Here is an 11,683-nt window from a genome sequence, read left to right on the forward strand (position 1 = left end):
GAACGGGCTAAGGGTTGCCAGCCCGCACCACAACATTGTCCGGCGAGCGAAGTTCCTATGGCGGGACACCCGCAGCCAATCCGACCCAGCCGCAGGGGCGAGTGCGCAAAAAAGGAAAAAGACCCGGCGCGCTTGGCACACGCCGGGCCAGTTTATGGAGGAAACCAAACCATCCTGGGGTAGACCAGGACTTCCGAATCCAGGCAAGCCGCATGCCGCGGGAGGGGCGCAGAACGGCCGGCGAACCGAGGTTTGATCCGTAACGGTCGGGGACATAGGACGAACGCCGCGCAGCCAAACCGAGGACGTTGTGGAAACCTTGGGCGATGTGGCCATCGACCTCGGCAACATTCTGCGGAAGAGCTTCGCTGATTTCAACTTGCGCTGTCGATGATCTTTCGAACCTTTGCAGCGAGGTCCGCATAAGTGAACGGCTTGCTGATCATCTCAACACCGGCGTCCAACCGCCCATGATGAACGATTGCATTTCGCGCGTAGCCCGTGGTGAAAAGTACCTTCAACCGAGGTCGACGTTTTCGAGCCTCTTCTGCAAGCTCGCGACCATTGATGCCGGGCAGGCCCACGTCGGTAAACAAGAGGTCTATAGAGTTATTTTCCTCGAGCTTGGTCAGCGCCGTCACCCCGTCATGCGCCTCGATCACGCGATACCCGAGTTCTTGCAAAATTTCCGAGCTATGTTCCCGCACGCCGTCGTCATTCTCCACGACGAGCACCGTCTCCATGCCGTTGCCGTCTGGTATCGTGTCCGCCGCAAGCTGATCCTCTTCATTGGCACCGGTGAAGCGAGGCAGGTAGATCTTCACCGTAGTGCCTTCGCCCGGCTCGCTGTAGATCTTCACGTGTCCGCCCGACTGCTTGACGAATCCGTAGACTTGCGAAAGACCCAGCCCGGTGCCGTGGCCCGTCGGTTTGGTCGTGAAGAAGGGTTCGAAAACCCGCTCAAGTACGTCACCGGATATTCCCGACCCGGTGTCGCTCACTGCGATAACGACGTACTGCCCCGGCATGACTTCCGTTTCTCTAGCTGTGTAGCCTTCGTCCAGATGGGCGTTCGCCGTCTCAACGATCAGCTTTCCACCTTTCGGCATGGCGTCGCGAGCGTTCACCGCCAGGTTTATCAGCGAATTTTCGAGCTGATTGTAATCGATCTCCACGCGCCAAAGACCGCCGGCGAGAACCGTCTGAAGTTCTACGCTTTCGCCGAGTGTACCTCGCAGCAGATCGGACATGCCCGAGACGAGCTTGTTAAGGTCCACTGGCTTCGGCTCGAGCGGCTGACGCCGCGAAAAGGCAAGCAGCCGCTGGGTCAGGGTGGCCGCTCTCTTAGCTCCTTGCATTGCATTCTCGGCGGAGCGCCGGAGACGGTCCGGAGCGCCGGCCGGCATGTGGCGCTGAAGCGACTCGATGTTGCCGATGACGATCGTGAGCAGATTGTTGAAGTCGTGCGCCACGCCGCCTGTCAAATGCCCGATGGCCTCCATTTTTTGGGCTTGGCGCAACTGTTCCTCGGCCGCAGCGTGATCGGCGAGGGCATTCTTTACTCTCGCTTCGAGCGTCGCATTCAAGTCACGCAGTTTTGCTTCTGCCGATTCGGCCGTCAGCCGCAGCTCCCGTTCGCGCTCTGCCGCTTCGCGTCGTGTGCGTGCCAAAATGATCGTATTTTGAACGCGCGCGAGGAGTTCGCGGGCGGAGAAGGGTTTAACGAGATAGTCGTCAGCGCCCGCGTCGAGACCCTGCACCTCGGCTTCCTCACCGGCGCGGGCCGATAGCAAGATTACCGGTACCATCCTCAAGTCTTCATCATCTCGAACCGCTCTCAGCAAGCCAAGCCCGTCCAGACGCGGCATCATGATGTCGGACAGAATGAGATCCGGCTTTATCCGACGTGCAGATTCCAGCGCGGCTTGGCCATCGACCGCAACCTCTGTCCTCAACCCAGCGGACGCAAGAAGCCGCCGCACGTAATCGCGCATGTCGGCATTGTCGTCTGCCAGCAGAACCGTTGCATTTTCTGCGGCTCGCAGCGAGGGAAGATCAGACAGAACCTCCCGACCGGTTGCGCTCCGCCCCGAGCCGTTTTCTGTCGAGAGCCAGCGAAGAGCTTCTTCTACATATGCTTGCGCGCGTATACCGGTCGAGGCTACGGCTTTGTCGCTCCTAAGGTGGTCTTTTGGAAGATGTTCAGTACCGAACGGCAGCGATATGATGAAAGCGGTGCGCCGTCCCTCCTCGCTTTCGACCCGTATCGCGCCGCCGTGCAATTTTACCAGTTCCTGCACCAAGGCCAAACCAATGCCGCTGCCTTCGAAGCTGCGGCCTCGCGATCCCTCAATCCGGTGGAAACGTTCGAACACTCGGGACAATTCTTGTTGCGGGATTCCAACGCCGGTGTCGCGGACAATCAATTCGGCATTTCGACCCGCAGCTAACAGTTTGATAGCGATCTCGCCATCGAAGGTGAATTTGAAGGCGTTAGACAAAAGATTGAGTACTATTTTCTCCCACATCTCCCGATCGACGTAGACGGGCTGCGGAAGTGGGGGACAGTCAACAACCAACGAAAGGCCGGCCCTCTCGGTTGCCGATCGGAAACTGCTCGCCAATTCCGCGGTATACGCCGCAAGGTCCGTGGATTTCAAAGCTCGCTTGGAACCGCCCGGCTTCAATCCTTGAGAAGTCAAGGAGCGAGTTGACGAGCTTCAATAGACGCATACCGTTTCGATGCGCGATCACAACGCGCTCTCGCTCATCCGCTGGAAGCCGATCTGCCTGTGCGAGCGAGTCCTCTAGGGGACCCAGCATCAAAGTTAGCGGAGTCCGGAATTCATGACTTACGTTCGAAAAGAAGAGGGTTTTAGCTTGATCAATCGCAGCGAACGCTTCTGCGCGCTTGCGTTGATCCTCATAGGCGCGGGCGTTCGCGAGCGCAGTTCCGATGTGACCGGCTGCCCGTTCGATGAACGCGCGGTATTTCGCATCTAGTTCGCGCCGCGGATTGATTCCGGCCACAAGGAAACCCGCGATTGCTGTCGGCTGCGACAGCGCCGCAATCGGCACGACGTAAGCATTTCCGACAGGCTCCGGCCAGATGCCGCTCGCAACGCTTGCACCGAAGCGTTTGGAAAGACCGGGCACAATTTCGGGCGCGCTAGTCTCAACAATACGGCCGAACGGCCAAGCGGCCGACCCGTCTGCGAGACGAACAACGGGCGGCGCCACGGCCGCCCCCGGTTTTATTCCGGCTATTCCCACAAGTTCGGCTGTGTCCTCATTGATCAGCCGATAGAGGAGACAGAATGGAAAGTCAGCGGAGCTTCCTGCAAGCGCAGGGGCTGCGATCTCGAAAAGGTCCTGCTCCGAACGGGCTGTCGCCATACGCTCGGCCAGCACACGAAGCACCCGCTCCCGCCGCTCGCTGATGACACGAAATGCTGTCTCAACGACGGCGTTGAATATACCTTCAACACTACCGTCCTCGCCCCTGATCGGGCTGAAAGTGAAATTGAAATAGCACTCTTCAGTATAGCCGTGGCGACGCATTGGAAGGAGCTGATCCTCCTGCCAGACGCCTTCACCGGTGGCTTGCACCTTCTCAAATAGCGGACCTATTTGATCCCATATTTCGGGCCAGACTTCGCGGCCCGGACGACCCAATGCGCCTGGATGTTTTTCGCCGGGAATTGGGCTCCATGCATCATTGTAGAGCAACGCGAGTTCCTCACCCCAATAGATCGCGATAGGAAAACTTGTGCCGAGGCAAATACTGAGGGCGGAGCGAAGACTTTGAGGCCAACTCGCAGGGTCGCCGAATGGAGTGCCCGACCAGTCGTGTGCGCGCATATGCGCGCCCATCTGGCCGCCGCCCGACAAGAAGTCAGGTGCAGCCTCGCGCTTTTCACCAGGTGAAGGCGTTAACTCATGCACTTGATCAAGATCGACGTCGCTGGAAAGCCATAGGTTGCCATTGACTGGGGTGTTTTCGTCAGTCCCACCAGGCCTAGAACCTTCGTCGAGCGCCTGAGCACCCTCATGTGCCTTGGCCAGCATTCTTAGCCCCTTGGGAGAAGCCCCACGTTCGCCTTGGGATGACCACCCCGGCGACCAAACTAAACACAGAAGTGTTCCCAAAGTTCCGATTTCAACGAGCTCCCCGACTAAACGATGCGCCCGGTGGCAAACGGCCTAGCGGCGCAGGAGACCGATGGTGGTGAGTCAGCTGGGCTGTCGCAGATGCGGACGAAATTGTTCTTTGAGCTCACAAGAATAGCTCGCCGAAGTGGCGGCTCTGGGCCGCAAAGCGGACCTTCGTTGTGAGTGGCAAAAGCCGATATGGGTTATTCGCGACTGAGCCAGCCGATCCTTGCATGCCACTTAATGTCCGCTTCGCTCCGAGAGCGACCGCTAAATCTTCGGCATCGACCGCAGCCAAGCCCGAACAGCTTTCCTCTCGGCAACTGCTTCTGCAGTATAAAGCCCGTGCCGGTAATTGCCATTACGCTCGCCCGGTGGCGCGCCTGACCCGTGTGCTCCGCCGTGCATCCGGCAACGATTTCGCCCCCGCACCACCGGAGACTGACATGGCTTGCCGCTCCGGGTCTTCGCTCCGCAACGTTTCGCTAGCTGCAGGGGATGAGGTTTGCTCGTGGTTCGGTGCATGGGGTTGTCTCTGGTTCTCGAGGACCCCCCCGGCCCCCGGTATGGTTGACTGTACCGACAATCGCCTGTCCGCCCGGGTAGACGTGAACGTGCTCAACAACAACGCGTTGCTCGCCACCGCGACGAAGCTTGGCCAACGCATCCACCTGAGAAGCAAATGCCTTTGTCAGCCGGGCGACCGTAAGCGCATTTGAATCCTGCTGTTGGATATCGTTGCTCCGGTTAAGGTTGCCAAATGAACGCATCGTAAGAGCGTGCGTGACGGCCATCTGACAGACAACCATTGCCTCAAGCTCGTTCTTTGGTCGCTGTCCGCTCACGATTGCAATCACAGCGTCCAGCTCGGCGGGATTGATTGTGCCATCTCTCTGGCGCAGCGCCCGGGCAATGCGTTCCATTTCCACGCCGGCAACGTTCTTGCTCGAAGTGCCAAACGCCGCCAACAACTGGGTCCGCCAACCTTCCATGTCGGAATGCTTTGGGCCCTGGATAATTTGCGTTGCGCCGCTTTCGTCCTTGATTTGCGTGTCCACCTCAAACCGCGGTGGCATTTCCGCAAGGGCTTGCCTGGCCGCAGCGATGGCGCGCTGTTCGTTGTCGTTCGGGGCGCGTACCGGCGTCGGCAGCGACTTTGGATGCTTTGACTTCATGACATTCTCACTATGTTCCGTAAGGTGCTTACTCCGGTGCTCACTAGGTGCTTACTCCGGTGCTTACTCCCGATTTTGGGTGCTTACTCCAGGTGCGTACTTACTCCCTGCCTACCCTTAGAGGAGTAAGCACCTAGGTGTTTACTTCCTCTCTCGGCGGGATAGGCAGTAGGCACGGCCATATCAGACTGTTGCGAGCCGATAGCGTCCGAGGCTCGGCTTGTCGTACTGTTCGACGCGAATTCTTTGGGACTTGAATAAGGCTCTCATCGCCTGCTCCAGCTCGGGCTTCTTGAGCCTGTATTTTTGGGCCTCTACCTCCTTTGCGAAGGCTGTGGGCGCACAGTTCGGTGCGTTGGTCTTGTCGCTGACGTTGCGACCCTCGGCGGAAAACCGGCGCAGCAGCTCGAGGAAGACGACCTCGGCCTTGGCGGTGCGAGCGGCCTTGTCCAGATCGGAAATGCCGGCTTCTGGCAGGAACAGCCCTCGTTGATAACGCAGGATGATGCTCTCACCCTTCGGGCCGTATTGGTTCTTCTTGAATTCAAGCTCGCGTAGGTCCTCGTCTGGCTGCGCACCGTCACTGGCCTTAACGCCCTTGAGGTACTGACGGAAGCGAACGGCGCCATGCCAGGCTGTTGACCCCGACAATCCAGAACCCGAGTTTATCCCTTGCAGGCTTGGATGGCTCAGGATCGTGACAGATCCATCCGCAACCATGGCCAACGCCTGCATGTGCATCGCGAATGCGTATACCTGAACCCGGTCAATCTCGTTGCCCGCGAAGGCGCGGGACAGGGTATCGACTGAGATGTTTTTCGGCTTGATGTCACCTGCGGCCTCAAAGATTTGTCGGTAAAGGGCAGTAACTTCGACATTGCCGCCCTTGGTTGCGGAACAGAGCGTGGCGTCCTTGCCCAGGAGCGGCAGCACATGCAGCCCTCCATCGATCAGCGACTCGAACGTGACGCCGTAATGGTTGGCAATTGCCGCAAGGCGGATATGAATCTCTTGCTCGTCGTCCTCGGCACCCAGATAGAACGCCGGTCCCGGCTCCGGCATTGAGCCGAGCCAGTCTTTGCCTGCGACGTGAGCAACATCCTTCATAAGTTCGATGATGCTCTTGCCTGTGCCCCCCTCGCCCGAGAAAAGCCCTGCCTGTCTCAGCGGGACTCGATCCCTGATCGCCCATTTCCGCTCTGGTACCGACGCTTGATCCCAGGCCGTCATGTCGAGCCATTTCAGTGGCTCCTGTTTCGGTGGCAAAATAGTCTCGATCTTTTCCCCAACCACGCGGATGTTCATGCCGCGTCCTCCGTAGCTTTGGAGGGCGACAGATCGCGGCCATCCCGATCAGCAATCAGGTTGAGAAAATCATTCCAGTCTCCACACTGATCCGGTGGAGATCGCAGCCAAACCTCTCGGCCCGCATTCGCATGCGTCTGTGCGGCCCGTCGTGCGGCGGCTCGGCCTGGTTCATCATTGTCAGCAAAGATATGAACTTGCTCGACCTCGGGAGGCAGCTCGACACTATGCAGTCGAGAGGCGCCCAATGATGCCCAGACCGGCATCCCGGTCATTTGCATCGCGGACAGTGCCGTCTCAACACCTTCGGCGAGACCCATGATGCGGGCCGGTGCCCCCAATCGAACAGCCCCCGCACCGAGATTGCCAGTCGTCAGCCGCCTGGGTGAGGCCTTCTCACCATCGCGAGTCAGCCAAGTTTGTTGAATGGCAATGACCTTGCCGTCTGGAGCCTGCACTCCGGCCACCATGGAACGGCGGTCAAGCCTGCAGCGAATCATCGCCGGTCGCAGGTAGATGCCGCGACGGTTCAAGTATTCATCGACGGGCGTTTCATGAGCCTCGACGGTGGCCTGCCAGATAGTCAGGGCACCAATATCGGGACTGGTTTCGACAAGGCGCAGAGTTGAGGGTGTCTCAATTGAGGTACCCTCGCGCGATGGCATCCGGGGCGGGCTGCTCGATTGACCGCCCTCCGCTAATCCCCGCCGCTTCAGCTCATCAAGCACGTCGGCGAAGTCGCAACCCGCAAAGCAGCGAAGCAGGAGCCGTCCATCGTCGCCGTCGCTGACAGAGAGTGAGGGAGAGCGGTCGCCGCGTCCCTTGCCGTGGTTGAGACAGGGGCAGCTAACCAGCCATCCGTTCCCGTTGCGCCGACCTTTCAGCGCAATTCCAATCCGCTGCGCGTTCATCGCGATCCTCCGCAGGATGCGAGGACGCAGACGAACGGGAACGAGAAAGGCAGCAGCGCCGCAATGAACGCTTGAACGTCCACCGGGATTATGTATTTTCGCTGTTGTTCTGAAGGTGCGATCTCCGGGGCTGCCTTTGCCGAGGCGGCCCTTTCGCTTGATGGGTCAGGCGGCCTCGTCATGACGCCTCCCATCACTAGCGAACATCTCGCAGCTCTCGGCGCCACCAATCTGTTGAGTGAGCGGCGCGTCGATCCGCTCCGGCAACGCGGCCAGGACGGCGGCGGCAGACGGGTCAATGACGCCGGCGTGCTCCCTGCAGCAACGCACGAGCGCTTCCCGGGTCCTACAGAAGCTCCGACCCTTCCAACTCGATGTGGGATAGGTTTCTGCGCTGGCGCGGTACTGAAGAATCCACTGGATACGGTGCTGGCACTCGATCACGCGCCACCGAAGATTCAATCGCGCGACGAAGCGGCCATAGTTGTCGGCAGATTCGCTCATACCGGCACCTCCGTCGAACAGCCAGTGAACAAAGTCCACGGATTTTCCACGGATTGGATGCGCGTGTTTGCGTATCGTTCTGTTATCAGTTGCCGGGTGAGCGATTTGAGTCGGCGATAAAAGCCCAATAAACAAGGGCTTTTATGGTGGGCGCAATAGGGATTGAACCTATGACCTCTCCCGTGTGAAGGGAACGCTCTCCCGCTGAGCTATGCGCCCTGGATTTCGTGCGCGATGCCGAGCCGATGGATTGGCTGGATCGGACAAGCACAGTTCCAGAACCCGCGATTTACGAAGGGCGCACCCATCGTGTCAAGCTTTACCGACCACGATCGCGCTTTACCTTGACCCCCGGTCATTCCGGTCCGCGTTTGCGGTGGGGATCGTATTTCGAGAGCACGTCCTTGAGATAGTCCCGGCTTTTCCATTCCGGCGCCGGCGGCTCGTAGCCGGGTCGGGGAACGAACGCATTTTCCGGCACGCCTGCGGAAGCGCCGATGAGGTCCGGAATGTAGCGCGGGCAGTTCGGAAAAATCTCGCATTTGACGCGCACGACGAGTTTTGCGCCGTGATGTCGGCCAAGCGTTTCCGCGCTGTCGTCGATCGTGGCCTTGCCGCGGATGCGCGTGCGAGACGACTTGCCGTCGAAGCGCACGAACAACAGCCCGATATTCGGGTTGCGGTGAATGTTGCCGAGCGTGCGGTACATGTTGTTGCCGTCATATTCGGGGTATTCGAGCGTATCGGGTCCGGTGATCCTGACAAAGCCGGGATCGCCCGAGCGCATCGAACAATCGACATTGTCCCGATAGCTGGTCGCGATGAAAAAGAATCGCGCCTCTTCGATCAGCTTGCGGTCCTGCTCCCAGAACTCGAAATGCAGGCGATGTTTTTCCAGGCCGTCGGCGACACGGCGGCCGTCGAAGCGGTCCTGCAGCTCGCGCATGCCGTCGTGGTAGAAGGGGGCGCGGTCGATCGGGTCGGTCATCGGAGCCTCAAGGCTGATTTGTCCGCTTGTCCAGCTTCATAGCAGAGCGCCGAGAGAGGTGCGACGGGCCGGTTGCGCGCGGTTCGTCGCACCGGAAGGATCAAAATTGCCCCTTTCGGTCATGCGCGCAAAAACCGATTTGCGCAAGCCGATCAAGCTGTTTCTACCTGTCCAGTCCCTTTGCGAAAAAGATTTTCCTTCGCGCCTTACCCAAATCACTCCGGATTCCTTCGCCGTCTCGGCCCATCGGAGGGGCGTATCGCGATCGTCACGGACGTCGGGCGCGGGATGCGATGGACGCTTTAGGCGTGCAAGACGAACGCGCGTAAAGCGGACGGCGAAGTCGTGTGGTACCAGTGCCGCCGATTTGAAGTTCCTGCTGCGGCAGGGCGCAGGTGTGTCTTGAATCGCGGCGTCATTCCGGGGCGCGCTGAAAGCGCGAACCCGGAATCTCGAGATTCCGGGTCTGGTCCTTCGGACCATCCCGGAATGACGGAGAGAATCGAGCATTGCAAATTCTGGGTCGCTTCGCTTTCGCTCGCGATGTCGCCAATTCTTCGAGCCCAGCTATCTCGCTCACGCCCCCTGCTGGCGGGCGCGGGAGGCGTGCGATTGCAGCGCGCGGATGCGCTCGGCCAGCGTTCCGCCGCCCTCGGGCACGTTGCCGTTGGCGGCGCCGTTCACCGTGGTGCCGTTGGATGGCTTCGCCGGCTCTGCCGCCAGCAGCGCCTCGATCGGCGAGTTCGGCCCCTCGAGCTGCATCGCAAGCTTGGCGACTTCGGCGGCGATGTCGTTGATGCGCTCGCGCAGCAGCGCGTTCTCCATGCGCTCGGTCGCCCACGCGCTTTCCGCCTGCTGCTGGATCGCGTTGATGTCGCGTTGCAGCCTGGTGCGTTCGTCGCGCGCTACGCGAAGCTGTTCCTCGACCACGGCCTTCTCGGTTTTCAGCTTCTCCAGCATAGGCCACGAGCCACTGGAGGTCTGGGCGAGTTCGTCGCGCAATTCCTTGATCGTGCGGTCGGCGGCTTCCCTCGCCTGGCGCAACTGGTTGGTCTCGTAGTCGCGTTCGGCGAGCAACTTGCCTTGCGTCGCCAGCCGCGTTTCGAGATCGTTGATGCGGTTGGAAAGCAATTCGGCTTCCCTGACTTGTGCGACCAGCTGACGATCGAGATCGGTGACGCGCTGGCTCAGATTTTCCACCCGGCCGCGCGCCTCGGTGAGGTCGCGCGTCGCAGCCTCGGATTGGCCGCGCTCCTGTTCGAGCCGCGTTTGCGTGGCGGCAAATTCCTTTTCGGCCTCGCCGACACGGCCCCTGAGCCCGGCGACCTGGGCGTTGAGCGCCGCCGTCTCGACCTTGCGGCTCTCCGCCATCACCGAACGGTCGGTCAGGTCGGAGTTGAGCTTGGCAAGCTCGGCCTGCTTGTCGGCCAGTGCCCGCTCTGCCTGGCGCAGCGCTTCGGTCTTGGTGGTGAATTCCTCTTCGGTAGCGCGCTGCTGCTCCTTCATCGCCTTCTCGCGCGCCTCCAGCGAAAAGATCGTGGCGTTCTTCTCGCCCAGCTCGAGCTTCATGCGATTGATCGCGTCGGTCTTCTTGCCGAGTTCGGCGAGCTGGCTGGTGGTCTGGTGCTTGAGCTTGTCGACGCTCATCTCCAGCCGCCGCGCCGACATGGCGAATTCCGCGCGAAGCTGGTCCTTGTCGGCCTGGATTTCCGCCATCGACAGCGGGGTTGCCGCTTCCATCCGTCTCGTGGTCAGCCGCACCGCGCGATTATGCACGAGCGGCAGGATCATCAGACCGAGCAGCATCGCGAGCAGAAAACCGATCGCCAGATACATGATCGGCTCGATCATGGACGGTCACTCCTGAAAAAAAAGCGTGTTGATTTCACAATGCCTGCGGGACCGAGAAAAGGCCAGTCCCATGCCTTCGTTAACGATTGGCGGGATCAAAACGATCCCAATTCAAAAAGGCCGCTCGGCGGAACCGTCGAGAACTCAGAACGGATTCCACGTCGCCTGCGGCGTGTATTTCAGGTAGCCGATATTGGCGCCGAGCCGCAGCCCAAGACCGGAGCGGATCGGCACCAGCACGATGTTGTTCGCGGTCAACGCCGTCATGCCGAAGCCGCCGATGATGTAGGCCGAGCCGTCGATGCCGGCGAAGCGCTGATAGATCGCCGCGGTCGCCGGGAGGTTGTAGACCAGCGTCATGGTGCGCGCGCCGTCGCCGCCCCAGTCGAAGCCGACCGACGGTCCCTGCCAATAGACCCGGAGGTCGCCGGCATTCTTGGTGTAGAGCGTGCCCTCGCCATACCGTAGTCCGGCCACGAAGGCGCCGGAGCCTTCTTCGCCCAGCACATAGCCGTTCGGCAGGCCCCATTGGCTGACCGCCTTTTCGATGATCGAGGCGAGCCCGCGCGAGACATTGCCGAAGAAGCGGTGGCCGGCGCCGACCAGCTCGTCGGGGCCATAAAATTCCGGTCCGGGGGCGCGCTGCGGCGGCGGCAGGGGTGTTCCTGGCACCTGCTGGGGCGGCGGCATGTCGGGGGGCGGAGGCGGCGCCTGCTGGGCGGACACCGGTCCAGCCGACCACAGCAGCGCCGCGAGCAGCGCCGCAGCGAGGCGTGAAGCAAAATTCATGAAAGAAT

The 11,683-nt window shown here is 60.4% G+C and carries 10 protein-coding genes and 1 tRNA gene; all 11 read right to left on the reverse strand.

Going from position 1 to position 11,683, the window contains the following annotated elements; all coding sequences use genetic code 11:
- Positions 1–374: 374 nt before the first annotated feature.
- A complete protein-coding gene (locus VNX23_RS15545; RefSeq protein ID WP_325631417.1) occupies positions 375–2,528 on the reverse strand; it encodes an ATP-binding protein in 2,154 nt (717 codons plus the stop codon).
- Between the two features lie 40 nt (positions 2,529–2,568).
- Positions 2,569–4,068, reverse strand: coding sequence for a GAF domain-containing sensor histidine kinase (locus VNX23_RS15550; protein WP_325631419.1), 1,500 nt, complete (start codon positions 4,066–4,068; stop codon positions 2,569–2,571).
- Positions 4,069–4,422: 354 nt separating this feature from the next.
- Complete coding sequence (locus tag VNX23_RS15555; RefSeq protein WP_325631421.1) at positions 4,423–4,677, reverse strand: HGGxSTG domain-containing protein; 255 nt, start codon at positions 4,675–4,677, stop codon at positions 4,423–4,425.
- Positions 4,638–5,327 carry a hypothetical protein gene (locus VNX23_RS15560; protein WP_325631422.1) on the reverse strand — a complete coding sequence of 230 codons (690 nt, stop codon included), beginning with the start codon at positions 5,325–5,327 and terminating at the stop codon, positions 4,638–4,640. The genes VNX23_RS15555 and VNX23_RS15560 overlap by 40 nt, the downstream gene beginning before the upstream one ends.
- A 183-nt stretch (positions 5,328–5,510) precedes the next feature.
- Positions 5,511–6,632, reverse strand: a complete 1,122-nt coding sequence (locus tag VNX23_RS15565; protein WP_325631424.1) for an AAA family ATPase — start codon at positions 6,630–6,632, stop codon at positions 5,511–5,513.
- The gene (locus tag VNX23_RS15570; protein ID WP_325631425.1) at positions 6,629–7,543 is read right to left on the reverse strand and encodes a toprim domain-containing protein; all 915 of its coding nucleotides are present in this window, start codon (positions 7,541–7,543) and stop codon (positions 6,629–6,631) included. Before VNX23_RS15570 ends, VNX23_RS15565 begins: the two co-directional genes overlap by 4 nt.
- Positions 7,544–7,708: 165 nt before the next feature.
- A complete protein-coding gene (locus VNX23_RS15575; protein WP_325631427.1) occupies positions 7,709–8,047 on the reverse strand; it encodes a hypothetical protein in 339 nt (112 codons plus the stop codon).
- 144 nt (positions 8,048–8,191) lie between these two features.
- Positions 8,192–8,266, reverse strand: a tRNA-Val gene (locus VNX23_RS15580).
- Between the two features lie 136 nt (positions 8,267–8,402).
- On the reverse strand, positions 8,403–9,035 hold the full coding sequence (locus VNX23_RS15585) for a pyridoxamine 5'-phosphate oxidase family protein (protein WP_325631428.1): 633 nt from the start codon (positions 9,033–9,035) through the stop codon (positions 8,403–8,405).
- A gap of 576 nt (positions 9,036–9,611) precedes the next feature.
- A complete protein-coding gene (locus VNX23_RS15590) occupies positions 9,612–10,886 on the reverse strand; it encodes a hypothetical protein (RefSeq protein WP_325631429.1) in 1,275 nt (424 codons plus the stop codon).
- Between the two features lie 144 nt (positions 10,887–11,030).
- Positions 11,031–11,675 (reverse strand): DUF1134 domain-containing protein, encoded by a 645-nt coding sequence (locus VNX23_RS15595; protein WP_325631431.1) that lies wholly within the window; start codon positions 11,673–11,675, stop codon positions 11,031–11,033.
- Positions 11,676–11,683 lie beyond the last annotated feature (8 nt).

It is taken from the genome of Bradyrhizobium sp., assembly GCF_035570375.1.
In the GTDB taxonomy this organism is placed as follows: domain Bacteria; phylum Pseudomonadota; class Alphaproteobacteria; order Rhizobiales; family Xanthobacteraceae; genus Bradyrhizobium.